Origin of the sequence: Cryptosporangium sp. NPDC051539 (genome assembly GCF_044454545.1) — a bacterium.
In the GTDB taxonomy this organism is placed as follows: domain Bacteria; phylum Actinomycetota; class Actinomycetes; order Mycobacteriales; family Cryptosporangiaceae; genus Cryptosporangium.
The window spans coordinates 569,804-595,014 of the sequence record NZ_JBITDV010000002.1 but is presented as its reverse complement, the minus strand read 5'-3'; the positions used below and the strand labels follow the sequence as shown (position 1 = coordinate 595,014).

Sequence of the window (25,211 nt, the reverse complement as noted above, 5' to 3'; positions counted from 1 at the left end):
GAACCGGAGATGACGTGTCCCGAGCGGCGGATCGAGTACCTGACCAGCGCCGAGATCGCGGAGGCGATCGCGGCCGGTGACCGCACGGCGATCCTTCCGCTGGCCGCGACGGAGCAGCACGGACCGCACCTCCCGCTGTCGATGGACAGCGATCACGCCGACGCGCTCGCGGTCCGTATCGCCCACCGGCTCGCCACCGCGCTGGTGCTGCCCACGGTTCGGGTCGGCTACTCCCCTCACCACCTCGGCTTTCCCGGCACCCTCTCGGTGCGTGCGTCCACCCTGGAGGCGATCTGCCTGGACCACTGCGCCAACCTGGCCGCGCACGGGTTCACCCGGGTGGTCCTCTTCTCCGGCCACCTCGGCAACTACCCGGTCATGCGCGACTTCGAGCCGCGACTGGCGGCAGCGCTCGCCCCGGCGCTCCAGGTCATCGTTTACCGGAACAGTGCCGCGGTCCTCGACGCGTGGCGTGAGTCCGCGGAGTCGGTCGCTGCTCTGGGGTCCCGCGTCCGAGGCCACGCGGACGTGGCGGAGACCTCGGTGATGCTCGCGCTGCACCCCGAGAGGGTTCGGGCCGGCCGGGCGGCGGCGGGGTACCTGGGCCCGGTCGACGAGGAGTTCCTGCGTCAGGCGTTCATCGAGGGCGTCGACGCGGTCTCGGTCAACGGGGTGCTCGGCGATCCCATCGGGGCATCGGACGCGATCGGCCACGCCGCGTTGGACGCCGTCACCGATCTGGTAGTCGAGTACGCGACGGCACACGGAGCGTGATCCTCATGTCATCGATGAGCAAGCAGTGGGACAGCCGCGTGCTGCGCGACGCGTTCGGCGCGTTCCCGACCGGCGTGGTGGCCGTCGCCGCGCGGGTCGACGGGAAGCTGGTGGGGCTCGCGGCCTCCTCGTTCACCTCGGTCTCCCTCGAGCCTCCGCTGGTGTCGTTCTCGGTCGCGAAAGGCTCGACCACCTGGCCCGAGCTGCGTCGAGCCGAGCACCTCGGCGTCACGGTGCTGGCCGAGGACCACGGCGCGCTGTGCCGTCAGCTCGCCGGCCCGGCCGGTGAGCGTTTCACCGGCGTCGCCTTCGAGATCACCGACCGCGGTGCGGTGCTGCTCACCGAGGGGATCGCCCACTACGACTGCACGATCCGGGAGGAGTTCGAGCGAGGCGATCACGTCATCGTGCTCCTCGAACTGCATGCCGTCGCCCACCGCCCCGGGCAGCCTCTGATCTTCCACCGCAGCGAGTTCGGACGGCTCGCCTAGCCGGTTCTCGTCCGCATTCACCGCCGCTCACCCCTACGGGCGGCGGGCGTAGCTCTGCGAGCCCGGCCGGCGGGCTCCGGTCGTGGAAGGAAGCACCATGAGAGAGCAGGAACAACCGTCGGAGCCGCTGTTCGCCCTGAGAGGGGTCTCGGTCCGGTTCGGTGGCCTCCAGGCGTTGACCGACGTCTCGCTGCAGGTTCGGCCGCACGACCTACTCGGCCTGATCGGGCCCAACGGAGCCGGCAAGACGACGGCCTTCAACGTGCTGTGCGGTTTCGTCGCGCCGGACGAGGGCGAGCTCTCCTTCCGCGGCGAGCCGTTACCGCGGGTGCGGCCCTGGAAGCTCGCGGAACACCGCATCGCCCGAACGCTGCAGGCGCTGGGGCTCTTCGACCGGATGACGGTGCTGGAGAACGTCATGGTCGGCGCCGACGTCCACGCCCGAGCGGGATTCTGGTCCTCGCTCATCGGCGGCGGCCGGTCGCTGAAGGACGAGAAGGCGCTCGCCGAGCGAGCCCACGCCGTTCTCGAGGAACTCGGCATCGTGCGGTACGCCGGCCGGCTACCTCCCAGCCTGCCCTACCCGATCCGCAAGCGGGTCGCACTGGCCCGGGCGCTGGCGATCGAGCCCGAACTACTGCTCCTCGACGAGCCGGCCAGCGGCCTCTCCAACGACGAGATGGACGAGCTCGGCGCGCTGATCAAGTCCCTGACCAGCCGGATGGCGGTGATGCTCGTCGAGCACCACATGGACCTGGTGATGAGCGTGTGCGACCACATCACCGTGCTCGACTTCGGCCGGGTGATCGCCGACGGCACTCCTGAAGAGATCCGGACCGACCCCGCCGTGCTCGCCGCCTATCTCGGAGAGCAGATCGAGCCCCCGCAGCGCCCCGAGCACTCCGCGGCGGAGGTCCACTGATGCTCGAGGTCGAAGGATTGGTCACCCGGTACGGCCCGGTCACCGCCCTCGAGAGCGTCTCGTTCGTGGTGCCGCCGGGCAAGGTGACCGCGGTGCTCGGGGCCAACGGCGCCGGCAAGACGACGCTGCTGCGGACCGTCTCCGGCCTGGTGAAGCCCGAGAGCGGCCGGGTGCGGCTCGCCGGCCGGGATGTCACCGGCGCCGTCGCCGAGGTGATGAGTGGGCTGGGCCTGTCCCACGTCCCCGAGGGGCGCGGCGTCATCGCCGAGCTGACCATCGAGGAGAACCTCCGGCTCGGCGGCTTGGGGCGCCGGAAGGGGGCGGAGAAGGTCCCGATCGCGCGGGCCTACGAGCTGTTCCCGGTCCTCGGCGACCGCCGTGCCCTGCGGGCCCACCAGCTCTCGGGCGGCGAGCGACAGATGCTCGTCATCGGCCGGGCGCTGATGGCGGCGCCCCGGCTGCTGGTCCTCGACGAGCCGTCCCTCGGCCTCGCGCCGCGGATCGTCGCGCAGATCTTCGCGATGCTGCGCGACCTGGTCGACGCCCAGGGGCTGACCGTCCTGCTCGTCGAGCAGAACGCCCGGAGCGCCCTCTCCATCGCCGACCTCGGCGTCGTCCTCAACCTCGGTCGCGTCGTCGTCACCGGCGACGCGGCGGAGCTCGCCGCCGACGAGCACCTACGCCACGCCTACCTCGGATTCTGACGGAGGAGTCCTCGTGCAACAACTCGTCGCCACCCTGCTCAGTGGCCTCACCCTGGGCGCCGTGTACGCCGCCTTCGCGCTGGCGCTCTGTCTCATCTGGCGCTCCACGCGGGTCGTCAACTTCGCGCAGGCGCCGATGGCGATGCTGACCTCCTACATCGCCCTGACGCTGATCGACCACGGCATCAACTGGTGGGTTGCGTTCGCGGGCGCGCTCGTGTCCGGATTCGTCCTCGGCGCCGTCGTCGAGCGGGCGCTGATCCGCCGGGTGGAGGGCAAGTCCGAGCTCAACGCGGTGATCCTGACGCTCGGCCTGTTCATCGTGCTGCACGCGGTGGCCGCGATCGTCTTCGGCTCGACGTACCGGGCGTTTCCGGCCGTCTTCGGCCTCTCCGGTGTCGAGGCCGGCGGCCACTCGATCCCGATCACCGGGTTCGGCATCTTCACTCTCGTGGCGGTGATGGTGCTGCTGACGCTGCTGGTGTTGCTCTTCCACCAGACCGACCTCGGCCTGAAGATGCGGGCGACCGCCTTCAGCCCGGAGACGGCCCGGCTGCTGGGCGTGCGTGTCGGCCGGATGCTCACCCTCGGCTGGGCGCTCGCCGCCGTGGCCGGAGCACTGGCCGGCGTCCTCATCGCCGGGCGCGGCCCCGTCTCCCCGGGCTTCATGGATTCGGTCATGGTCTACGGCTTCGTCGCCGCCGTCCTCGGCGGCCTCGACAGCCCGCTCGGCTCGGTCGTCGGCGGTCTCGTCCTCGGCCTCGCGCTGTCGTTCGTGAGCGGTTACCACTGGCTCGGCGGTGCCGGCCTGGTCCCGATCGCCTCGCTCGTCATCCTCATCGCCGTGTTGCTGCTCAGGCCGGGCGGACTGTTCTCCCACGTCGCCGCCAGGAGGGTCTGACCGTGGCCGCGCTCTCGCTCCCCACTCGTGGCCCGCTCGCCACCCGGCTCGCCCATCATGCCGGGATCGCGGTGATCGGCCTGGTCGTGGTGCTGGTGCTGTTGCAGGTCCTCGGTCCGTTCCGCGTCACCCAGTTCACGAGCATGGGATATCTCGCCATCGCCGCCGCCGGCCTGACGCTGCTCACCGGCCTGTCCGGCCAGCTCTCCATCGGCCACGGCGCTTTCATGGCGATCGGTGCCTACACCACCGCGCTGCTGCTCGCCGACGGCGAGAGCCCCCTGCCGCTGGTCGTCGTCCTGCTGGTCGCGACGCTCGTCAGCGTCGTCGTCGGCGCCCTCGTCGGCGTGGCCGCCGCCCGCCTGCACGGGCCGTACATCGCCGGCGCGACCCTCGCGCTCGCGGTGGCCGTACCGGCCGTGGCGATCGTCTTCACCGAGCAACTGGGCGGCGAACAGGGACTGACGCTGGTCGTCCCGTCCGCGCCCGGCTGGCTGCTCGACGCCACGTTCTTCCTGACCGGCACCGCGCTGGACAGCACCGGGTACATCGCGCTGGTCGCCTGGCTGTGCCTGCTCGTCACGTTCGTGGCGCTGGCGAACCTCTCGCGCAGCCGGGTCGGCCGGGTCTGGCGCAGCCTGCGTGACGACGACGTCGCGGCCGAGCTGGCCGGCGTCAACCCGCGCCAGGCCCGCGTCGTCGCCTTCGTGGTCAGCACCGCCTGTGCCGGGCTCGCCGGCGCCGTGATGGCGCTGTCGGTGTCCATCGCCGCGCCGAGCGGTTTCGGCCTGTCGCTGTCGCTGCTGCTGCTCTGCGTCGTCGTGCTCGGCGGGCTGGGCAGCCTCACCGGCGCGCTGGTCGGCGCCGCGCTGCTGACGTTCCTCCCGCAGGTCGTCAGGCAGATCGGCACGCACGCCGGAATGGACGACCTCTCGGCGGCCCAACTGTCCCCGCTGATCTACGGCCTGTTCGTGATGGCCGTGATCCTGACGGCTCCGTCGGGACTCGTCGGGAGCATCCGCCGGGCCTGGCGCCGCCGCAGGGGCCTGGCATGACGACGTCCACCACTCGCCACGAAGCACCCGCCGTGGCCGATCCGAGGAGAGAGAAATGAGACGCATGGCGCGAACGACGACCTCGGTCGTCTCTGTCGTGGCGGTGGCCGCCCTGGTCGCCGCGTGCGGTGCCGGAAAGAGCCGGGACGACGGCGACCGAGGTGACGTCGGCTCGACCGTCGGCGTGACCGACACGACGATCAAGCTGGGCGGCACCTTCCCGCTGACCGGCCTCGCCGCACCGGGCTACAGCGAGATCCCCGACGGTGCGCAGGCCTACTACAAGTTCATCAACGCCCACGGCGGCGTGTACGGCCGCAAGATCGAGTACCTCGTGAAGGACGACGCCTACAACCCGACCAACACCAGCACGGTCACCAACGAACTGGTCCAGCAGTCCCAAGTCTTCGCCATGGTCGGCTCCCTCGGCACGCCGACCCACAATGCGGTGGTCGACCGCCTCAACGGCGAGAAGATCCCCGACCTGTTCGTGACGAGTGGCGCGCCCTGGGGAAACAACGTCGCCGACCAGCCGATGACGTTCGGCTGGCAGCCCGACTACGAGATCGAGGGCAAGATCGCGGCACACTACGTCAAGCAGCACATGCCCACCGCGCGGGTCGGCCTCTTCCTCCAGGACGACGACATCGGGCAGTTCGCCGAGAAGGGCGTCCGGGAGATTCTCGGCGCCGGCCAGATCGTCAGCGTCCAGAAGTACACCGCGGGCACCGAAGACGTGGGGCCGCAGATCGCTGCACTCCAGGCCGCCAAGCCCGACATCGTGCTGGCGTTCAACCTGATTCAGTACACCGCGCTCTCCCAGCTGGTCGCTCTCAAGCTCAACTTCCACCCGACGTGGTACTACGGCGGCACCGGCAGCAACCCGCAGTTCGTCGGCGAGTTCCTCGACGAGTACTCGGACGGCAAGGTCAAAGGCACCTCGCTGCTCGACGGCGTGCTGTCGACCAAGTACATGCCGGTGACCTCCGACACCGGTGACCCGTGGACCCGGCTCTGGGAGAAGATCTGGAAGCAGTACGGCAACGGCCGGCCGCTCAACAGCTTCGACATGTACGGCTTCTCCCAGGCCTACTCGGTGGTCTCGGCCCTGCTCGCCGCGGGCAAGAACCTGACGCGAGAGAGGGTGGTCACCGTGATCGAGAAGGCCGGCGCCTCGTGGCCGAGCCCGGCGTACGGCAGGTTCCGCTGGTCGAAGGAGAGCCACCAGGGCATGAACGGCCTGGAGGTCATCGAGTTCAAGGACGGCGTCGGCGTTCCCAAGACCCCGGTGCTGGTCACCGACGTCGGCGACGCCGCGATCACCGAAGACGACTCCGCGGCCGACGACGCGCCGCCGACCGACGGCATGCCCGACGTCGACGTCGTCGGCTGAGACCGTCCGGCCGGCGCCCCGTCCACCGACGATCCCCACGGCGGGCGGGGCGCCCCCGCAGCGGGAACGCCGCGGTCGTGAGCCACGCCTCGCGGTGCGTCAGCGGCTCTGCCGGTCTTCGAGGTGCCGCTGCCGGTTGACGGTCAGGATTTCGTCGGAGAGGTCAGGGTCTCCTAGCCGGATCGCGCGCGCGAGGACGATCGCCCCGACGATCTCGCTCAGCAGCGCGATCGATCGGCGCCGGGCCTCCTCGGGGTCCAGCGTCTCGCCGCGCTCGGTCGCCTCGAGCTGCTGCGCGGCGTCGAATCCCTCGAGGTAGCCCACTACGCCTTGGGCGTAGGCGGCCTGGATCTCGGGTCCGTGGCGCCCGGCGTCGCTGACCAGCGCCGCCGACGGACACCCGCCGTCGGACTGGTCGCGGTGCTCGGGCGAGAGATAGTCGGCCACGATCTGCGCGAGTGAGGGCCGGTCGGGATTCGCCTCGTCGACGGTCCGCGCGAGCGTGGCGAGCGAGGCCGCGAAGGCGTCCTCGCAGACGGCGACCACGAGGGCGTCCTTCGAGGCGAAGTGGTTGTAGAAGCCGCCGTGGGTCAGGCCGGCGCCCTTCATGAGCGCGGCGATTCCGATCCCGTCGATCCCGTCGGCGCGCAATCGGGGGCTCGCCGCGTCGACGATGCGCTGACGCGTCCGGGCCATGTCCTGCTCGGAGATCCGTGGCATGCGGCAGTCCTCTTCGAGTCGCCTTGACTTTGCAGATGATGGTCGTCATCTTATTTAAAATGACGACCATCATCCAGGATCGTACCGAGAAACCCCAGGCACGACCCGTGCTCCTACCTCCGCAACCGCAAAGGACCTCCGCATGAGCACGATCCTCGTGACCGGCGCCAGCGGCCACCTCGGCCGCCTGACCCTCCAGCACCTCCTCGAGCGACGCCCCGCGACCCAGCTCGTGGGGCTGGCCCGCGACCCGGAGAAGGCCGCGGACCTCGCCGCCCGAGGCGTCGAGATCCGAACCGGCGACTACTTCGACCACGACTCGCTGATCCGCGCCTTCGCGGGCGTCGAGAAGGTGCTGCTGGTTCCCGCCCCGGCCTTCACCGACCGCAGCACCCAGCACGCCACCGTGATCGCCGCGGCGGAGGAGGCCGGCGTCGAGCACCTCGTCTACACGCCGATCATCCGCAAGGCCGGCTCCGGGGTCGAGTTGCCGCAGGTCACCGCGGCCGACACGTTCACCACGAAGACGCTGGAGGCATCCGGCCTCCGGTCCACGATCCTCGGCCATCCGCCGTACCTCGACAACGTCCAGGGCTACCTCGGAGACGACCCGTTCGAGTCCGGCGTCCGCGTCCCGGCCGGGGACGGCAAGGTCGGTTGGGCGTCACGCGAGGATCTGGCCGAGGCCCAGGCCGTCGTCCTGACCGATCCGGGTCACGAGGGCAGGACCTACGCCCTGCACGGAGGTCCGGCGGTCTCGTTCTCCGAGGTCACCGAGATCCTCTCGGAGATCCGCGGCACCGCCGTCCAGTACCTGCCGCTATCGGACGAGGAGTACCTCGCGGACCTGGTCGCCGGCGGCCTGCCGGGTCCCGCCGCCGAGTTCGTGCTGAGCTGGTTCCACGCCATCAACGGCGGCGAATGGGACGACCAGCCCGGTGACCTCGAGAAGCTGCTGGGCCGCAAGCCCACCACGAGCGCCGAGTTCCTGCGCGACCACTTCGCCACCGCGCGCTAGCGTCCGCCGTCGAGAGGGGCGACCGGCCTACGGAGATCTCTGCATTCTCCGGATCCGGATCGGGCCCCTCGCCGTCTCCGGGTCGACCGCCTCGCCACCCTGGGTGATTTCGACGTCTCCGGCCGCCACCAGGCGCCGGGCGGCGGCCCGTACCGGTTCCATCATCGATCGCCAGTCCTCGCCGCCCAGCTGCCGTGCCACCTCCGAGGGACAGATGCTGGCCCCGGTAGCGCGCTGAGCCAGCAAGCTGATGATGGACGACTCGATTCGCCCCTCCGGCTCGCTCATCCCGCTCCCCCGGGACGCGGGTCACCGGTGGTGACCTGGGTGGCGCAGGGTGGCGCCGGCCAGGTCGGCGATGGCGTGGCGTGGCGTGGCATCAGGCCCGGGCCCGCGTACCGATCTCACCCAGCCGAGCGCGGAGCTCCTCCGCGACGCGCTCCGCCTCGGTCAGCGCACCGTGGGAACCCGCGGTGTCAGAGGTGTAGTCGCCGGCGAAGTGCATGGTTCCCACCGGTTCGCGTACTCCGGGAAGGTAGAGGTCCCGGTCGTGGCGGGGATAGGCGAAAGCCGCGTCCCAGCGCCGGAGAAATGTCCCGGTCACCCGTCCCCGCGCATCAGGAAGGACGCGATAGAAGTCCTCGAGCCAGTCCTCGACGACCACGGAGTCGTCCGGCGAATCCCGGCCGCGGAACATCTCGAAGTAGGTGCGACGGCGGTCCCCCGGGGAGAAGTGCGACCCGGTCCGGGGTTGAGTGACACCGTGGAACCGGGTGCCCACCGTGACGATATAGAAGATGTCCGCCCATTCCGGTCGGTCCGTGCAGTCGACCACCGCGCCAAGGGTCGTCTGGGACGGCGTCGGGATCGCGTCGAGCGCCGCTCGCTTCCACCCGGGAAGTCCCGGGACGAGGTCCGGCACCGTCGGTCCGGGGACCGCCAGCACGACATGATCAGCGGTGACGGTCGCGCCGGAGCAGGCCACGGACCAGGTTCCGTCCGGGTTGGCGGTGATCTCCTGGACCTCGGTGTTCAGCGACACCAGATCCCGGACCTGCTCGTAGAGGCCGTCGAAGATCGACTGCATTCCCTCCGGCACGTAGCCGCGGCTGGCGCTGTCGCGCACGAGGAAACTGGCCAGATAACGCAGGCCAAACTTCGCCGAGAGCTCGTCCGGCGTCCCGACACACGCGCCGGCCACCGCGGACCAGATCAACTCGCGCGCCTCGTCGCCCAGCGGGCCGAGGAAATCGCTCAGCGAGATCGTCGCCAGATGGTCGGCCCCGGCGAGATCCTTCCCGTGCGCGCGGTAGGCCGCCGACAACGACTCGACGAGTTGCTTGACGTCGTTCTTCGCGGCGTCGGAGATCGGCAGGAGATCGGCGAGATCCTCGGCCCGCCTACCGAGCACGGTCCGGCCCTCGACGTGCATGCCGAACGTCCTCGGCTCGACCGGCTCGTAGCTGATCCCGAGCTCACGGCAGAGTTCGTCCGTCTTGGTGCCGCGGTAGACGAACATGGCGCCGGTGTTGATGCGGACCCCGTCGACCGTCTCCGTCGCGGTGCGCCCACCGACGTCCGGAAGCTTCTCGAACACCCGGATGGCCGCGCCGGTGCCGCGTAACCGCTGGGCGACCCGCAGTCCGGCCGGCCCCGCGCCGATGATCGCGACGTCAAGATTGCGTGCACTGTTCATTCGCTCACCGATTCCACGATCCGGACGCGATTCACGTCCTCCAGGGTCCTGATGGGGCTACCGCGCTCCAGGACCGCGTCCAGCAGGCCGGTGCCCAGTTCGTCGACCGCCTGCTCGTGGTGGGCGGGCCGGCGCGGCTCGGTCGGGAGCCGTAACGCGGCGAGCACCGACGGCGCCAAGTAGTAGGCGCCGACGACGAGCAGCGAGACCAGTTCGAACGAGGCCGGGTCGAGCACGGCGAAGGCCGACAGGGTCTCCCGGGACGGCTCCGCCGGTAGCGCTTCGACGGCCGCGGCCAGCGCCCGGCCGTCGGCGCCGATCGCGGCCGCGGCGCGCAGCACCAGCGCCTCGAAGTCCGGAAGCGCCGCCGGGGACGGCGCGTCCGGCGCCCCGGGGAGCAGCACGACGGCGAGCGCCCGGATCTGCGCGAACTGGCGCGGTGAGAGGAACGCGACGGTCGTCATGCCGGTACCCGCTGCGCGCGCGCCGTGTCGGCGAGGTGGGTCGCCGTCCGCAGGGACAGCGCGGCGATCGCGGCCGTGGGGTTGACCGAGCCGCCGGTCACCATCACGCTGCCGTCCGCGATGAAGAGGTTCGGCACGTCGTGGGATCGGCCGAAGGCGTCGACGACCGACGAGCGCGGATCCACCCCCATCCGTGCCGTTCCGAGCAGATGACCTGACTCGGTCAGCGGGGAAGTCAAGGTGCGAACGGCCCCGGCCGCCTCGTGGGCCTCGACCATCCGGGCGTTCATGAAGCCGGCCATGCGCTCGGTGTTGGCGGACCGGCGGTAGGCCAGCTTCACTCCGGGTAGCCCGCTGCTGTCGGCCGAGGCCCGATCGAGAGTGATCGCATTCGACTCCTCCGGGAGGTCGTCGATGACCGCGGACCAGATCAGCGACCGTCCGGTGTAGCGCGCCAGGTCATGGACGGCAGCACCCCAGCGCCGGTCGAAGTCGTCCGGTGGGAGGTGGTCGAGCACGTGCAGCACGCCCAGCGGAGGCATCAACGCCCACTTGGCGCCCCGGAGGAATCCTCGTGAGGGGTCGCTGTCGGCGAACTCCATCGAGTACATCAACTGACCGGCGGGGCCGTTCCAGGCCTCGATTTCCTCCTCGTAGAGGCCGATCGCCGTGGCGACCGGGTGCAACATCAGGTTCTTGCCGACCAGGCCGCTCGAGTTCGCCAGCCCCTCGGAGTGCCGGTCGTCGGACATGAGGAGGAGGCGAGGCGTCCCGATGCCGTTGCCGGCCAGGACGACGGCATTGGCCTCGATCCGGTGCTCGATCCCGTCGGCGTCGATCCAGATCGCGCCGTTGGCCAGCCCGCTCCGGTCGAGCGTGATGCGCGCGACCCGGGCGCCGGTGAGGAGCGTGGCCCCGGCCGCGGTGGCGTGCGGCCAGTAGGCCAAGTCGAACGACGCCTTCGCCCCGACCGGGCAACCCCGTTCGCAGAGCCCCCACCGGACGCACTGCCCCATGTTCTTGAAAGCCGACGAGGGGATGGCGTTCGACCCCGGCCACCAGTGCCAGCCCAGCGTGTTCATTCCCCGAGCCATCCGGACCCCGCCCGGTCCGATCGGGTGCGGCGGCAGCGGGTAGTCGTGCTCGGGGTAGGCGGGGTCGCCGCCGAGCCCGGAGACGCCGATGAACCGGTCGACCTGACCGTAGAAGGGCTCCAAGTCCTCGTAGCGGATCGGCCAGTCGTCACCGGCCCCGTCGAGAGTGCGGACCCGGAAATCACTGGGCATCAGCCGCATCCAGTGCGCGCCGTACATGATCGAGCCACCGCCCACCCCGTTGAACATGATCGGGTCGGCGTCGGCGTCCGCGACGTCGATCGGGTAGTCCGCCCGGCTCCGGCGCTGGTTCGGCCACACCGACCAGGCGCCCCGCGTGAGCAGCTCGAACTCGGGCTTGGTACTGGGTAGGTCAGGGGTGTTGACCCAGTCGCCCTGCTCCAGGCAGACGACCGAGAACCCGCGGGTCGCCAGGGTGTGGGTCGCCACCGCACCGCCGGGCCCCGAACCCACGACGAGGACGTCCACCCGCGTCATGCGGCGACGACGCTTTCCAGCGCACGGAGAAGCGCCTCGCGTTCACCGGCCCGCGGCATGAGGTAGGGAGCACGGACGTCCCCCACGTCCACGCCCCGCAGCCGGGTGCCGAGCTTGACCACGCTGACGTAGTTCTCCGACGTCCCGAGGAAGCGCAGGAACGGGCGCAGCGCTCCCCAGGCGGCCTCGAGCTCGGCGCCCAGTTCACGGCGGGAGCACAGGTCGAGGACCCGGACGATCAGCTCCGGCACCACGTTTCCGGCACCGAGCAACGCACCGTGGGCACCGCCCAGCACCGCGGGCACGGTCAGGTCGTCCCAGCCGATGTAGACCGCGAAGTCGTTCGCGTTCGACCAGGTCAGGATGTCTCCGAGCAGCGTCCCGTCGCCCGAGCTCTGTTTGAGCGCGGTGACGTGGGAGAGCTCGGCGAGTTCCTGGATCTGCTCGACGCCCATCAATCCGGCGGTCACCGTGTTGTAGAGCATGACGGGAATGGAGACCGCGTCGTTGATCTCCCGGTAGAAGGCCTGCTTCTCCCGCCAGTTGACCGGCTCGCCGAACGGGGCGGGCACCAGCAGCCCGGCGGCGCCGATCTCCTGGGCGTCCTGGCTGAGCTTCACGGCGTCGCGGGTGGCGAGCGCTCCGGTCTGGACGATGAACGGCAACCGGCCGTCCGACGCCTCGGCCACCACGCGGGCCAGCTGGGTGCGCTCGTCGAGGCCGAGCGCACCGTGTTCCCCGGTGCCGCCGGCCACCACCACTCCCCCGGCACCGGCCCGGACCTGCTGCTCGATCAGCGCCCGCGTGCCGATCGGGTCGATCCGGTCGTCCTTCATCGGCGTCACGAGGGCGGTCACCAGCCCGGAGGGCCAATCGTTGCGACTCATCGGTACTCCTACTTGGCGATGACGACGTGCTTCTTGCGGGACAGGTCGTCGAGGGAATAGCTCGAGTTCTCGTAGCCGAGGCCGGACATCGCGAAGCCGCCGAACGGCATCTCGACCGGTGCGACCAGGGCCGCGTTCACCTCGACGGTTCCGTGCTCGAGCGCGTCGGCCAGACGCAGTGCCCGGCGGGTGTTCTCGGTCCAGACGTGCGCGACCAGACCGAAATCGGTGTTGTTGGCCAGGGTGATCGCCTCGTCCTCGGTGCGGAACGTCTCCACGGTGATCACCGGGCCGAAGATCTCCTCGCGGAGGACGGCGTCGTCCGGCGGGATCGCGCTGAGGATCGTCGGCTGGAAGAAGAAGCCGTCGAGCCCGGCCACCCGGCCGCCGCCGGCCCGCACGGTGGCCCCGGCCCGAACCGCACCCCGGACCAGGCCTTCGACCTTCTCCAGATGGGCCTCACCGACCAGCGGTCCCATCTCGGGATCGCTGTCCGGCGGTCCGACACGCAGCGTGGCGACGGCGTCGCGCAGCTTGTCGACGAACTCGCCCTCGATCGATGCGTCGACCAGGACCCTCGTCGCCGCCCCGCAGCACTGGCCGCAGTTGAAGAACGCGGCGGCCCGCAGCACGGCGACGGCCTTGTCGATGTCCGCGTCGTCGAAGACGAGCACGGGCGTCTTGCCGCCCAGCTCGAAGCGCAGGTGTTTGAGGGTATCGGCGCCGGTCCGGGCCAGCGCCGCGCCGGTGGCGACCGATCCGGTCATCGAGATGACATCGACGTCCGGGTGGCCGCCGAGTGGCTGCCCGACGCCGGCCCCGGTTCCCAGCACGACGTTGAACACGCCGGGGGGCAGCACCGAGCGGGCGAGGTCGGCGAAGAGCGCCGTCGTGAGAGGGGTGAGCTCCGAAGGCTTGAGCACGACCGTGTTGCCGGCCGCCAACGCCGGCGCCAGTTTGGCCACGGCCGTCGACAACGGGAAGTTCCAGGGGGTGATCGCCGCGACCACGCCGAGGGGCTCCCGCCGGACGAAGGACAGGTAGCCCTCGGTGTACTCGTCCGCGGCCGGCGTCTGCACCGTGCGGATGGCCCCGGCCATGAATCGCAGCGTGTCGGCCGCCCCGGCAATCTCCGGATAGGACGTCACGGTCGGCTTGCCGACGTTCAACGACTCCAGCTGAGCGAAGAGGTCGCGCCGGTCGTCGATCAGCGTGGCCAGCGCGAGCAGTGCGTCCGCCCGCTGCGCCGGAGTCCGTCGTCGCCATCCGGACAGGGCGCGGCGGGCCGCCGCGACCGCGCGGTCGACCTCGTCGGAGGAACCCAGCGGCACCTCGGCGAACACCTCGCCGGTCGACGGGTCGACCAGCGGCAACCTGGCCTCTCCGCCCGGTTCCACCTCTCCGTCGATGACGTGGCCGAACTTCCGGCCGGCGAGGAAGTCGACGACCTCGTCGGACGGGAATTCAGACATCGTCGTCGTAGGTCATCAGTACGGCGACGTCGTGGAAGTCCGCGGCGTGGTCGAAGTGCACGGTCATGCCCTTGCGGAAGTACACGCAGTCGCCGACGCCGAGCTCGAAGCTCTCGCCGCCCTCGATCGAGACCTTCGTACTCCCCGCCACGACGTAGAAGAACTCGTCGAACGGCATCACCTCGGTGAACTTGCCGGATTCCTTGAAGCTCCCGGCCTTCCGGGCCCCGTCCTCCGACTCGTAGAGAAAGCGCTTGTGGCCGCCCCACTCCGGCGACGGCTCGTAGTCCGCGCTGAAGACGTTGAAGCGCGGCACGTGGGTGTCTGGATTGCTCATGGAGTTGGTCCTCCGGTTCAGGCGAGGGGTACGCGCTGCGGGCGCTTCGTGTGATCGGGGCTCGCTGAGATGCGGGAATGTCCGCGCGCCGGCACCGGCAGATCGGGCCCAGGGCGTCAGTAAGTACAAATGTACATTCGAAGGTATGCCAGGTCAACAGCCCTACCGGGGAGATCAGGGAAGCAGGCGGCGCAGCACTACTTCGACCTGGTCGCGCGACGGCATGCCGTGAATGAGCGCGCGGACGAACATTCCGTCGACGACCATCGCCACGGTCTCGGCCGTGACGGCGTCGGTGTGCCGGGACAGCACCGTGGGAAAGGCCTCGTCCCACTCCCGGCTCAGCGGCTGCAGGTGCGGACGGCGCAAGGCCGCCATGTACAGCTCGTGCTCCACGACCAGCCGGCCCCAGCGGTCGGTCAGCGTGTGCATCACGTAGTCGGTGACCGCTGCGGCGAGATCGGTGCCGGGCCCGAGCTGCCGGGCCCACGCGGCCATCTCGGCGTCCGTGACCCGCTTGGCTTCCACGACGGCGGCGGCGAGCAGATCGTCCAGCGTCTGGAAGTGGTAGGTCGTCGACCCCAGCGGGATGCCCGCGACCGCGGCCACCGCCCGGTGGGTGAGGCCTTCCACGCCCTTGTCGGCGACGACGTCCAGGGCGGCCAGCGCGATCCGAAGCGGCCGCTCAGGGTCTACCGTCCCTCGTGGCACTGCCCCTCCTCCGACCTGAAACCTGTCCTACGACGCTACCGCAGCTCAGATGAGGCTGATCGAGACCTGCTTGAGGCGGGTCAGCTCGTCCAAGCCGGGCAGTCCGCCCTCCTTGCCGAACCCGGACGCACCGAAGCCACCCTGGGCGATCTCGGGCCCGAGGACGAAGTAGTCGTTGATCCAGACGCTCCCGAAGTTCAGCTCGCGCCCGGCGCGCATCGCCCGGCCGGCGTCGCGGGTCCAGGCCGAGGCAGCCAACCCGTACGCGGTGTCGTTGGCCAGTCGCAGGGCGTCCTCCTCGGACCCGAACGTCTGCACGGTCGCCACCGGACCGAACACCTCTTCCTGGACCAGCGGGTCGTCCTGGGCCACCCCGGTGACCAGCGTCGGATTGAAGTAGAAGCCAGGACGGTCCGGCGCGTCACCGCCGATCACCAGCTCGGTCGACGCGCTCCGGCCTTCGACGGCCTTCCGCACCCGGGTCCGGTGGGCCTCGCTGATCAACGGCCCGAGCTGGGTCTTCTCGTCCGAGGCGTCACCGGGCACCCACGCGGCCATACCCGCGGCCAGCCGCTCGACGAGCTGGTCGTGGAGCGCGGGGTCCACCAGGATCCGGTTGCCCGACATGCATTCCTGCCCGGCGTTGAACAGGGTCGCCACCACCAGCTTCGGGATGAGGACGTCCAGGTCGGCGTCGTCGAACACGATCACGGGGGCGTTCCCGCCGAGTTCCAGCACGACCGGCTTGAGGTTGCTTCCCGCCAGCGACGCGATCCGCGCGCCCGCCCGGGTCGAGCCGGTGAACGAGACGAGGTCGACGTCGCGGTGGCTCGCCAGCGCCTCACCGGTGGTCGGACCGCGGCCGTGGACGACGTTGAGCACCCCGGGAGGCAGGATCTCGTTGGCCAGCTGCACGAACCGGGCGGTGGACAGCGGGGTGTTCTCGGCCGGCTTGATGACGACCGTGTTGCCGGTGGCCAGCGCCGGAGCGATCTTCCACACCGCCTGCTGGAGCGGGAAGTTCCACGGCGTGATCGCCGCGACGACCCCCACGGGTTCCCGCCGCATCATCACGGTGTTTCCCTCGACGTACTCCCCCGCGGCGAGGGCGGCGCTCGCCCGCCCGGCGCCGGCGAAGAAGCGCAGGCCGTTGACGATGCCCGGCATCTCGACCGTCCTGGCGGCGGTGATGGGTTTTCCGGCGTCGACGCTCTCGAGCGCGGCGATCTCGTCGAAGTGTGTGGCGACCAGATCGGCGAGGGCGGTGAGGGCCTCGGACCGCCGGCCGGGCGTGGTTCGCCCCCAGCCCCGGGCGGCGGCGCGCGCCGCGGCCACCGCGGCGTCGACCTGGTCGGCGCCGGACTCGCGGAAGGAGGCGATGGGCCGGCCGGTCGAGGGGTTGAGCACCTCGATCTCCTCCGCCCCGGTGCCCGGGGCGGACTCGCCGTCGATGAGCGTGGAAATGGTGAGGTCAGACATGGGAGTCCTTCCGGTAGGACACGATCCGCTGGTAGGCCACGGGATCGGTGGCTCCTTCGGTGGAGATGACGAGAACGTGATCGTCGGGCGTGAGTCCGAGCTCGGCCGCGTGCGCGAGCAGGGCGGCGTAACCCGCGGCTCCGCTCTCCCCGGAGACGACCCCGATGCTCGCCAGATCACGCATGGCCTGCTCGGCGTCGTCGTCGTCGACGGCGGCCACACGATCGAGACCGGCGAGCAGGTCCGGCCAGGCCAGCGGGGACGGGGTGCCGCAGTTCAGGCCGGCCATGATGGAGTCGAGGTTCCCGTCGAGCTGCACCGGCTGCCCGGCGCGGATGCTCTCCAGGACGCAGGCGGCCCTGGTGGGCTCGGCGCCGATCAGACGGGCGCCGGTCGGTACGAACCCGCGGATCATGGCGGACGCGAACGCCCCGACCCCCATCTGGGCGACCACGACCGTCGGCCGCTGCCGTCCCGAGGTCCCGAGTTCGGCCAGGACTTCCTCGACGATGGTGGAGTAGCCGTCGATCACCCAGGCCGGAACCTGTTCGTAGCCCGGCCAGGACGTGTCGGAGATGACCAGGTGCGTCTCGTCGGCCAGCGCCGCGGACGCGGCCACCGCGACGTCGTAGTTGCCGTCCACAACGGTCACGTCGGCGCCTTCCGCACGGATGGCTTCGATGCGGGCGGCCACCATGTCGCGCGGGACGAGGATGTGCGCACCGACGTGCAGCAGCCGGGCCATCCGGGCGACGGCCCGGCCGTGGTTGCCGTCCGTGGCGGCCACCAGTGTGAGGTTCCGATCGACGAGACGACCGGCGAGCTCCGGAAGGCTTCCGATTCCGGGTCCGACAAGTGCGCTGAGAGCCCGGAACGTCGCCCACGAGGCGCCGAGCACCTTGAACGAGGGCATGTCCAGCCGAGATGACTCGTCCTTGACCGAGAGCGACGCGACGCCGACCTTGGCGGCCAGCGCCGGGGCGTCGACCAGCGGGCTCGGCCGGTAGCCGGGCAGTGTCTCGTGGAAAGCCCGGACGGCCGGCCCGGAGCTGCTCCTGATACGGGTCGGGTCGGTGTGCGGATTGACGATCGCGATCCGGGGCGTGAGGGCAGGCAGGCTCATCGGTCGGCTTCCGGGAGGGTCGGGCGGAGCAGTGCGGTGAGGATGGCGGCGTACCCGCGGGCGCCCAGACGGAGATCGTCGAGCTCGATGTACTCGTCGACCGTGTGCGCCTGGCTTTCGGAGCCGGGGCCGTAGCCGATGGTGGGGATGGCCAGGTGGCCGGCCGTTCCGGAGCCGTTCGTGCAGAACCGGTAGTGGGTGACCGCGGAGTCCAGGCCCGCGGCCCGCAGGCCGCCGACTGCTCCGGCCACGATCGGCGCGGCGCCGTCGAAGAGCCAGGCGGGCGCGAACTTCTGGGCCCGGAGGCGATGGCCGGTGTAGGTCAGGAACTCCTCGGTGGCGATCGTGACCGCGCCACGGGCCTTCCATTGCCGGCAGACGGCGTCGACGACGGCCCGGACGGGTCGCAGGACGTCCTCCTCGCTCTCCCCGACCAGAGTCCTCCGGTCGAAGGTGGCCCGACAACGCTCGGGCACGGTCGACAGGCTCGGGTAGGGCTCGGACTTCACGTCGATGAGGACGAGGATCCCGTCGCCGAGCGTCTCGTCGGCCGGCGGAGTCAGTTCCCGCAGGACGGCGATCACGTCGGTCATGACCTCGGCCGCGTTGATGCCTTCCCCGGGGTACGCGGAGTGCGAGGAGACTCCCTCGATTTCGACGACGATCTCGGCCCGGCCACGCTGTCCACGCGCGATGCGCCGCTGGGAGGGTTCACAAATGAGCACGTAGTCCGGGCGGACGGCCCGTGCCACGTGCAGGGCGGCCGGGCCCTCGACGAGCTCCTCCGCGACGGTGCCGGCGAAGACCACCGTTCCGCTCGTGCGGGTGCCGGGTGCGGCCAGCGCGTGGAGAACGGCCGCGATCGGGCCCTTCATATCGACGGCGCCCCGGCCGTAGATGCGTCCGCCGGCCTTCTCTCCGGCCGGATCGCGCGTCCATTCGCCGGCGTCGACGACGGGAACGGTGTCGAGATGGCAGTCGATCATCACGGTCGGGCCGGGCCCGTACTCGCGACGGCCGATCACGTTGCCCAGCTCGTCGACGGAGACCTCCAGGCCGAGGTCCCGCAACTGCCCGGTGAGGACCGCGGCGACCGCCGCCTCGTCGGTGGACAGGCCCGGGGTCGCGATGAGGCGCAGCAGCAAATCGTCCAGAGCGTCGTCGTCGATCATCGGGAACGTCCTGTCTGGAGGCGCGAGCCGGCGGATCAACGGACCCAGCGGGGTGAGTGGTGGTCGTACCGGGCCAGGACCGGGTCGAGGATCCCGTCGGAGATCTCGTCCGCGGCCTCCTCGACACCGGCCCGGTCCGGCCGCGGCCCGTGGTAGCCGATGCGGTCGCGGGTGGCCGCGGTCAGCAGCCACGCGCCGGCGACGACGGTGCTGAGAGCCTGGAAAGCCGCGGGGGCGGCTCCGGCCAGCTCCTCCAGGGTGGTCAACAGGGCGTCGGCCGGAATCTCCGCGAGCGCGGCCAACGACTCGGTGATCAGTGCGAACGCCTCGGCGCGAGCATCCAGGGCGACGTCGACCTTGTCCCAGAAGTCCGGTTCGCTGCTCGGGGCCGGGCTGGCGGCGGTCGGTGGGACGAGGCTGTCGGCGACGGCCGCCAGAGTGCGGCGTTCGCGTTCCGTCAGGTGGCGCGGTGCCCGGGACCGCACCGGGACCGACAGCGGTGCGCTCATGCGACCACCTGCTGATCGCCGGCGGTGGCCACGATCTGCCGGGCGACGCGATGAGCCAGGGCGACGATCGTCGCGGTGGGGTTCACCGCTCCGCCCGTCACGAACACGCTGCCGTCGGCGACGTACAGGTTGGGGACGTCGTGCGCCCGGCCGTACGGGTCCACGACCGAGCTGCCGGGATCCCGCCCCATCCGCGCCGTCCCGAGCAGGTGTCCGGGCTGGTCGGTGGCGAGCGGCAGCCGGACGGTACGCACGGCGCCGGCCGCGTGGTGCGCCTCGTCCATCCGGTCGGCGAGGAAGGCCAGCTGCTTCCGGCTGTTCTCACTGATGCGGTAGCTGATCCTCGGTGCGGGGATGCCGTGCGCGTCGGTGAGGGTGTGGTCGAGGGTGACGGCGTTGGTCTCCTCCGGTAGGTCGTCGATCTGACCGGAGAAGAAGAAGCTCCGCGAGTGGGCGGCCACGACGTCGTGGATCGCGGATCCCCACAGGTCCCGGAACTCCAGGCCGCGCTGGAACTCGATCTGGTTGAGGACGCCGGGGAACGGGTGGGCGCCGAACTTCACGCCCCGGACGAAGTCGTGCTCCGGGCGGGTGTCGTAGAACTCGAGCGAAACGAGCGTCTCGCCCAGCGGGCCCCGGTGGCTGCGCATCTCGGAGTCGTAAACCCCGAGCACGGCCGCGTTCGGATGCAGCATGAGGTTCTTGCCGACGAGCCCCGAGGAGTTGGCCAGCCCGTCGGGCGCCGAGTTGAGCAGGAGCCGGGCCGTCCCGATGCCGTTGCCGCAGAGCACGACGGCCTGGGCGAGCTGCTCGTGCTCGGTCCCGTCCCGGTCGAGCCACACCGCGCCGCGGGCCCGGCCCCGGGCGTCGACCAGGACTTCCCGGACCCGGGCGCCGGTGATCAGCTGCACCCCGGAACGCAGCGAATGCACCCAGAAGGCGAGGTCGGCCGAGGCCTTGGAGCCCCGGGGGCAGCCCCACTCGCACGTCCCCCACCGCTCGCACTGGGCGAGTTCGCGGAACCGGACGCTGGGGATGGCCATGGTGCCGGGCCACCAGTGCCAGCCGAGCTCGTTCAGGCCGGTTGCCGCCGTGCGGCCCAGCGGCCCGAGTGGGTGCGGCGGCAGCGGATAGTCCAGGCCCTCGGGGTAGGCCGGGTTGCCGCCCAGACCCGCCACGCCGATCATCCGGTCCGCGGCGTCGTAGTGACGGGTGAGCTCCGGGTAGGTGAGAGGCCAGTCGGCGGCCACACCATCGGTGGACGCGACCTTCAGGTCGGAGGGCAGCAGGCGGGGCCACTGCGCCCCGAAGAACAGGCTGGAGCCCCCGACCGCGTTGTACATGACCGGCGTGATGTCCGAGCCGGAGAGCTCGGTCGGGTAGTCCGCAGGCAGTTTGCGCACGTTGGGGTCGTGCGCCCATTGGTGCTGCACCAGCAGTTCCCACTCGGGGTGGTTGGCCGGGAAGTCCGACGCGGTCACCCAGTCGCCCTGTTCCAGACAGGTGACGGAGAGCCCGCCCGCGCGCAGCACGGCGCTGACCATGCCGCCGGAGGGGCCAGCGCCAACCACGAGGACGTCCGGGATGTCAGTACTCATGCCGCAGTGCTCTCCATCGCCTTCAAAATGGTGGCGATCTCGGTCTGCCGCTCGGGGGAAAGGCCGGCGATCGGGGCACGGGAGGCGCCGATGGACCGGCCCGCGGCCTCCATCGAGCCCTTGAGACCGCCGACGTAACCGCCGGAGAGCAGGAACCGGGTGAGCGGGTAGACGCGGTTCCACTCGGCCCGGGCCGCGACGAGGTCACCGGCCCGGACCGCCTCGTAGACCCGGACGAAGGGCTTGGCCGTCACGTTGGTGGAGCCGAGGATGCAGCCGGCGGCGCCCTCGACCAGGGCCCCGAGCAGCATCGTGTCCCAGCCGACCAGCGTGGTGAAGACCTCGCGGTAGTCGTGGATGGACCGGGTCAGCTGGTGCCAGTCGCCGGACGTGTCCTTGACGTAGGCGATGTTCGGGCTGCGCTGCGCCATACCGGCGACGTCCTCGGGCGTCAGGTTGACACCGGTGACCACCGGGAGGTTGTAGATGATGGCGGGCAGCGGGGTCGAGTCGGCCACGGCCTCGAAGTAGGCGGCGTTCTCGGCCGCCGAGAGCTGGTCCTTGTACGGCGGGAGCAGCAGCAGGCCCGCCGCTCCGGAGCTCGCGGCGTGCTGGGAGAGCCCGATGGCTTCCTTCGTGGTGATCGCCCCGGTGTGGACGATGACCGGGACACGACCGGCGGCCTGCTCCAGGACGATCTCGGCGATCCGGCGACGCTCGGCGTTGCTCAGGGAGGCGAACTCGCCGGTCGAGCCAACCGGCACCAGCCCCTGGACGCCGTCGGCGATCAGGTCGTCGACCAGCCGGCGCAGACCGGCCTCGTCGACGTCGAAGTCGGCGTCGAACGGCGTGGCGACGGCGGCGAGAACGCCCCGGAAAGCGGTGTGCTCAGGCATGCGTTAGTCCTTTGTGTTCGGAGTGGCTCAGGCCGGCGCGACCGCGCTCATGACGTGTTTGACCCGGGTGTATTCCTCGATGGCGAGGACGGACAGGTCGTTGCCGTGGCCGGAGTGCTTGTAGCCGGTGTTGGGCATCTCGGCGGCCACCTCGAGGTGGCAGTTGACCCAGACCTTGCCGAAGTCGAGGTCGGCCCCGACCCGCAGGACCCGGTCGTGGTTCGTGGTCCACAGCCCGGCGGCCAGACCGAAGCGCACGTCGTTCGCCAGCGCGACGGCTTCGTCCTCCGAGCTGAACCGCTGCACGGTGATGACCGGTCCGAAGACCTCTTCCTGGACGATGCGGTCGTGCTGCTGGACGTCGGCGACGACGGTCGGCTCGAAGTAGTAGCCACCGCCGGCCCGATCGGCTTTGCCGCCCGTGAGCACCGTGGCGTGGGCGGGCAGGTCGGTGAAGAAGCTCTCGACCTTGGTCAGCTGCGCCTCACTGTTGAGCGGGCCGTAGGTCGCGTCCGGGTCGGACGGGGGGCCGTAGGCCGTCGACTTCGCCGCGTCGACGAGCGCGTCGACGAATGCGTCGTGCACCACGTCGGCGACCAGAACACGGCAGGCCGCTTCGCAATCCTGCCCGGCGTTGAGGAATCCGGCCCCGGCGATCGCCTCGGCGGCGCGGCGAACGTCCACGTCCTCGAAGACGAGCACCGGGGCCTTTCCCCCGAGTTCGAGGCTGACGCGCTTGAGGTCGGCGGCGGCCGCCGCGGAGACCTCGATGCCGGCCCGCTCGCTGCCCGTGATCGAGATCAGCTCCGGGGTCGGATGCGCGACGATCAGCCGGCCGGTCTCGCGTGTTCCCGCGATGACGTTGAGCACGCCCGGCGGGAGGATCTCCCCGATGATCCCGGCGGCCAGCAGCGACGTGACCGGGGTCGTGTCCGACGGTTTGAGGACGACGGTGTTGCCGGCCGCGAGGGCGGGTCCGAACTTCCACACCGCCATGTTCAGCGGGTAGTTCCACGGGGAGACCAGACCGCAGACACCGACCGGCTCCCGGCGGACGGTGGACTCGAAGCCGGACAGGAACTGACCGCCAGCGAGCCCTCGCAGGTCGCGCGCGGCCGCGGCGTAGAACCGGAGGTGCTCGATGGTGCCGGGGAACTCCGCGTCGCGGACGAACGCGACCGGCTTGCCGGTGTTGCGGCACTCGGCCTCGACGAACTCGTCCTTCCGGGCTTCCAGGGCGTCCGCGATACGGAACAGCAGGAGGCTGCGTTCCCCCGGGGTGCTCCGCTTCCAGGTCGTGAACGCGCGGGCGGCGGACCGGAAGGCGGCGTCGACGTCGGCCTGTCCCGAGAGCGGGGCCTGCACGAAGGCCTCGCCGGTGGTGGGGTCGATGACGTCGGTGTACTCGCCGCTGAGCGGCTCGACGGCTTTGCCGTCGATGAAGTTCTGAAGCCTGTCCACGGTGGACCTTTCAGTTCGGTGCGGTCACGGTGAAGATCGGCTCGCCGAGGACGCTCTCGTCGATCCGGATGCCGAGGCCGGGGGCGTCGACGTACTCGACCCGGCCGCCGACGAGCCGGGGACCACTGGTGTCGCTGTCGGGGCGGTAGGAGATCTTCATGTCCTCGCCCATGAAGTAGGCGGTGGCCAGGAGCAGGTTCGGATCGATCGTGGCGGCGAAGTGGGTCAGGCCGGCGGTGGCGAGGTCGGCACCCTGGGGTTCGTCGGCGAGGATCATCCAGCCGGCGGCCTGGGCCAGATCGCGGATGCGCGCGGCTTTGGTGAGCCCTCCGACCCGCACGACCTTGAGGTTGATCGCCTCCGCGCAGCCGGCCCGGAGGAGTTCGAGGCAGTCGGCTTCGGTCCGGACCACCTCGTCGGCCATGAGCGGCCGGGCGAGCACGGAGCGCAGCGCGCGGAGTTCGGCGATCGTCGGGCACGGCTGCTCGAGGTAGGTGTCGACGCCGTCGATACCCGCGGCGAAGCGGAGCGTCTGCGCCACGGTCCAGCCTTTGTTGGCGTCGCTGGTCAGGAACGTGGAGTCGGACGGGAGCGCCGCGGCGACGGCGCGCACCCGGGCCGCGTCGGCCATCGGGTCGTCGCCCAGCTTGAGCTGCCAGGCCCGGTAGCCCCGGCCCGCGGCTTCGGCTACCTCGGCCACCATGGCCTCCGCGGACCCCAGGCTGATCGCCTTGAAACCGGGCATGCTCGTGCTCTTGACACCGCCCAGCAGCTGGGCGACCGGTCGGTCGAGCAGCTTGCCCCGCAGGTCCCACATCGCGACGTCGATCGCGGCCTTGCCGCTCAGGTTGCCGATGACCAGGTGGTCCATGCCGTCGACGAGCACGTTGGCCTCGAACACGTCGCAGCCCAGGACCCAGTCGGCGAGCAGCCGGACGGTGGCGTGGGTGGACTCGGGGAAGCCGTCGAGGTAGTTGCTGCCGAGCGTGCAGGCCTCGCCGTAACCCACCGTGCCGTCCTGGGCGGTGACCTTGACGATCGTGCTCGGGAACGCCGTGAGGACCCGGCCGTGGGACATCACGTAGGTGTCGTGCTGGGTCGGGATGTCGACGGCGTAGCAGCTGATCTCCCGGAGTTTCACGCGGCCTCTATTCGTCGAGCGGGGCGCCGGGCGCCTTGTGGACGTGGTGCGCGAGCTCGGTGCGGAAGCGCTGCATGTTGCCCGTCTCGATGAGCTCGGCGAGGCGCTCGTGGGTGCTGGCGAGTTCGTCGAGGTTGTCGTAGACCCGGTGGTCGACGGCGAGGAACAACCGGAGCCGGTTCTCCCAGCCGCTCCAGGTCTCGGCGAGCAGCGCGTTGCCGGAGTGCTGGTAGAAGAACCTGTGGAAGGCCAGGTGCGCGTCGACGGACGCGACCATGTCCTGCTGGTCAGCCGCGGACCGCAATGCCCCGACCAGTTCCTGCACCCGGACGCCGGTCTGCTCGCCCAGGTGGGTCGCGGTCCGCTCGGCGGCGTACGGCTCGAGCAGGTATCGCAGGGCGGCGATCTCCTCGATCGTGCGGGGGCTGACTTCGGCGACGAACGCGCCACGGAAGGGGACCCGCACCAGGAGGCCCTCTTCCTCCAGCCGGGAGAACGCCTCGCGCAGCGGCGCGCGGCTGATCCCGAGGTCGGCGGCCAGGCCGGCCTCGCGCAGTTGCGATCCGGGCACGAAGAGACCGCCCAGGATGGCCAGACGCAGAACACGGTGGGCCCCTTCCGGGGTGGTGCGCTGATCCAGCGGCGGCAGCTTGGCCTGAGCCGTTCCGGCGTCCGGGGCGTGCGCGTCGGTCATG

At 70.7% G+C, this 25,211-nt stretch carries 26 protein-coding genes; 8 read left to right on the top strand and 18 right to left on the bottom strand.

Annotated features, from left to right (window positions below; all coding sequences use genetic code 11):
• Nucleotides 1-9 precede the first annotated feature (9 nt).
• From ACIBZJ_RS08750 to ACIBZJ_RS08720, 7 genes are all read left to right on the top strand, one after another.
• Nucleotides 10-774 carry a creatininase family protein gene (locus tag ACIBZJ_RS08750; protein WP_395927124.1) on the top strand — a complete coding sequence of 255 codons (765 nt, stop codon included), beginning with the start codon at nucleotides 10-12 and terminating at the stop codon, nucleotides 772-774.
• Nucleotides 775-788: 14 nt separating this feature from the next.
• Nucleotides 789-1,265, top strand: coding sequence for a flavin reductase family protein (locus tag ACIBZJ_RS08745; protein ID WP_395927764.1), 477 nt, complete (start codon nucleotides 789-791; stop codon nucleotides 1,263-1,265).
• A gap of 97 nt (nucleotides 1,266-1,362) precedes the next feature.
• Nucleotides 1,363-2,187, top strand: a complete 825-nt coding sequence (locus ACIBZJ_RS08740; protein ID WP_395927122.1) for an ABC transporter ATP-binding protein — start codon at nucleotides 1,363-1,365, stop codon at nucleotides 2,185-2,187.
• Nucleotides 2,187-2,891, top strand: coding sequence for an ABC transporter ATP-binding protein (locus ACIBZJ_RS08735; protein ID WP_395927120.1), 705 nt, complete (start codon nucleotides 2,187-2,189; stop codon nucleotides 2,889-2,891). Before ACIBZJ_RS08740 ends, ACIBZJ_RS08735 begins: the two co-directional genes overlap by 1 nt.
• A gap of 13 nt (nucleotides 2,892-2,904) precedes the next feature.
• Complete coding sequence (locus ACIBZJ_RS08730; protein ID WP_395927118.1) at nucleotides 2,905-3,792, top strand: branched-chain amino acid ABC transporter permease; 888 nt, start codon at nucleotides 2,905-2,907, stop codon at nucleotides 3,790-3,792.
• A gap of 2 nt (nucleotides 3,793-3,794) precedes the next feature.
• On the top strand, nucleotides 3,795-4,847 hold the full coding sequence (locus ACIBZJ_RS08725; protein WP_395927116.1) for a branched-chain amino acid ABC transporter permease: 1,053 nt from the start codon (nucleotides 3,795-3,797) through the stop codon (nucleotides 4,845-4,847).
• Between the two features lie 55 nt (nucleotides 4,848-4,902).
• Nucleotides 4,903-6,240, top strand: coding sequence for an ABC transporter substrate-binding protein (locus ACIBZJ_RS08720; RefSeq protein ID WP_395927114.1), 1,338 nt, complete (start codon nucleotides 4,903-4,905; stop codon nucleotides 6,238-6,240).
• Between the two features lie 99 nt (nucleotides 6,241-6,339).
• Here ACIBZJ_RS08720 and ACIBZJ_RS08715 read toward each other — a convergent pair whose 3' ends face one another.
• The gene (locus ACIBZJ_RS08715) at nucleotides 6,340-6,960 is read right to left on the bottom strand and encodes a TetR/AcrR family transcriptional regulator (RefSeq protein WP_395927112.1); all 621 of its coding nucleotides are present in this window, start codon (nucleotides 6,958-6,960) and stop codon (nucleotides 6,340-6,342) included.
• 142 nt (nucleotides 6,961-7,102) lie between these two features.
• Between ACIBZJ_RS08715 and ACIBZJ_RS08710 the strand changes: the two genes are divergently transcribed.
• Nucleotides 7,103-7,978: an SDR family oxidoreductase gene (locus ACIBZJ_RS08710; protein ID WP_395927110.1), complete on the top strand. Its 876-nt coding sequence runs from the start codon at nucleotides 7,103-7,105 to the stop codon at nucleotides 7,976-7,978.
• A gap of 27 nt (nucleotides 7,979-8,005) precedes the next feature.
• Here ACIBZJ_RS08710 and ACIBZJ_RS08705 read toward each other — a convergent pair whose 3' ends face one another.
• From ACIBZJ_RS08705 to ACIBZJ_RS08625, 17 genes are all read right to left on the bottom strand, one after another.
• Nucleotides 8,006-8,266: a DUF3253 domain-containing protein gene (locus tag ACIBZJ_RS08705; RefSeq protein ID WP_395927108.1), complete on the bottom strand. Its 261-nt coding sequence runs from the start codon at nucleotides 8,264-8,266 to the stop codon at nucleotides 8,006-8,008.
• Between the two features lie 91 nt (nucleotides 8,267-8,357).
• Complete coding sequence (locus ACIBZJ_RS08700) at nucleotides 8,358-9,674, bottom strand: flavin monoamine oxidase family protein (RefSeq protein ID WP_395927106.1); 1,317 nt, start codon at nucleotides 9,672-9,674, stop codon at nucleotides 8,358-8,360.
• Nucleotides 9,671-10,138, bottom strand: a complete 468-nt coding sequence (locus tag ACIBZJ_RS08695; RefSeq protein ID WP_395927104.1) for a hypothetical protein — start codon at nucleotides 10,136-10,138, stop codon at nucleotides 9,671-9,673. The genes ACIBZJ_RS08700 and ACIBZJ_RS08695 overlap by 4 nt, the downstream gene beginning before the upstream one ends.
• Entirely contained in the window at nucleotides 10,135-11,730 is a 1,596-nt protein-coding gene (locus tag ACIBZJ_RS08690; RefSeq protein ID WP_395927102.1) for a GMC family oxidoreductase, read from the bottom strand. Before ACIBZJ_RS08690 ends, ACIBZJ_RS08695 begins: the two co-directional genes overlap by 4 nt.
• Complete coding sequence (locus ACIBZJ_RS08685; RefSeq protein WP_395927100.1) at nucleotides 11,727-12,617, bottom strand: dihydrodipicolinate synthase family protein; 891 nt, start codon at nucleotides 12,615-12,617, stop codon at nucleotides 11,727-11,729. The genes ACIBZJ_RS08690 and ACIBZJ_RS08685 overlap by 4 nt, the downstream gene beginning before the upstream one ends.
• Nucleotides 12,618-12,625: 8 nt before the next feature.
• On the bottom strand, nucleotides 12,626-14,089 hold the full coding sequence (locus ACIBZJ_RS08680) for an aldehyde dehydrogenase family protein (RefSeq protein ID WP_395927098.1): 1,464 nt from the start codon (nucleotides 14,087-14,089) through the stop codon (nucleotides 12,626-12,628).
• Complete coding sequence (locus ACIBZJ_RS08675) at nucleotides 14,082-14,426, bottom strand: cupin domain-containing protein (RefSeq protein ID WP_395927096.1); 345 nt, start codon at nucleotides 14,424-14,426, stop codon at nucleotides 14,082-14,084. Before ACIBZJ_RS08675 ends, ACIBZJ_RS08680 begins: the two co-directional genes overlap by 8 nt.
• 174 nt (nucleotides 14,427-14,600) lie before the next feature.
• Nucleotides 14,601-15,137 carry a TetR/AcrR family transcriptional regulator gene (locus ACIBZJ_RS08670; RefSeq protein ID WP_395927094.1) on the bottom strand — a complete coding sequence of 179 codons (537 nt, stop codon included), beginning with the start codon at nucleotides 15,135-15,137 and terminating at the stop codon, nucleotides 14,601-14,603.
• A gap of 45 nt (nucleotides 15,138-15,182) precedes the next feature.
• On the bottom strand, nucleotides 15,183-16,616 hold the full coding sequence (locus tag ACIBZJ_RS08665) for an aldehyde dehydrogenase family protein (RefSeq protein WP_395927092.1): 1,434 nt from the start codon (nucleotides 16,614-16,616) through the stop codon (nucleotides 15,183-15,185).
• Nucleotides 16,609-17,739 carry a diaminopropionate ammonia-lyase gene (locus ACIBZJ_RS08660; protein WP_395927090.1) on the bottom strand — a complete coding sequence of 377 codons (1,131 nt, stop codon included), beginning with the start codon at nucleotides 17,737-17,739 and terminating at the stop codon, nucleotides 16,609-16,611. The genes ACIBZJ_RS08665 and ACIBZJ_RS08660 overlap by 8 nt, the downstream gene beginning before the upstream one ends.
• Nucleotides 17,736-18,911: a YgeY family selenium metabolism-linked hydrolase gene (locus ACIBZJ_RS08655; protein ID WP_395927088.1), complete on the bottom strand. Its 1,176-nt coding sequence runs from the start codon at nucleotides 18,909-18,911 to the stop codon at nucleotides 17,736-17,738. The genes ACIBZJ_RS08660 and ACIBZJ_RS08655 overlap by 4 nt, the downstream gene beginning before the upstream one ends.
• A 35-nt stretch (nucleotides 18,912-18,946) precedes the next feature.
• On the bottom strand, nucleotides 18,947-19,420 hold the full coding sequence (locus tag ACIBZJ_RS08650) for a hypothetical protein (RefSeq protein ID WP_395927086.1): 474 nt from the start codon (nucleotides 19,418-19,420) through the stop codon (nucleotides 18,947-18,949).
• The gene (locus tag ACIBZJ_RS08645; protein ID WP_395927084.1) at nucleotides 19,417-21,018 is read right to left on the bottom strand and encodes a GMC family oxidoreductase; all 1,602 of its coding nucleotides are present in this window, start codon (nucleotides 21,016-21,018) and stop codon (nucleotides 19,417-19,419) included. Before ACIBZJ_RS08645 ends, ACIBZJ_RS08650 begins: the two co-directional genes overlap by 4 nt.
• Entirely contained in the window at nucleotides 21,015-21,914 is a 900-nt protein-coding gene (locus ACIBZJ_RS08640; RefSeq protein WP_395927082.1) for a dihydrodipicolinate synthase family protein, read from the bottom strand. Before ACIBZJ_RS08640 ends, ACIBZJ_RS08645 begins: the two co-directional genes overlap by 4 nt.
• A gap of 27 nt (nucleotides 21,915-21,941) precedes the next feature.
• A complete protein-coding gene (locus ACIBZJ_RS08635) occupies nucleotides 21,942-23,375 on the bottom strand; it encodes an aldehyde dehydrogenase family protein (protein ID WP_395927080.1) in 1,434 nt (477 codons plus the stop codon).
• A 10-nt stretch (nucleotides 23,376-23,385) separates the two neighbouring features.
• Entirely contained in the window at nucleotides 23,386-24,516 is a 1,131-nt protein-coding gene (locus ACIBZJ_RS08630; RefSeq protein WP_395927078.1) for a mandelate racemase/muconate lactonizing enzyme family protein, read from the bottom strand.
• Nucleotides 24,517-24,523: 7 nt separating this feature from the next.
• Complete coding sequence (locus ACIBZJ_RS08625) at nucleotides 24,524-25,210, bottom strand: GntR family transcriptional regulator (protein WP_395927076.1); 687 nt, start codon at nucleotides 25,208-25,210, stop codon at nucleotides 24,524-24,526.
• Between the last annotated feature and the right edge of the window lies 1 nt (nucleotide 25,211).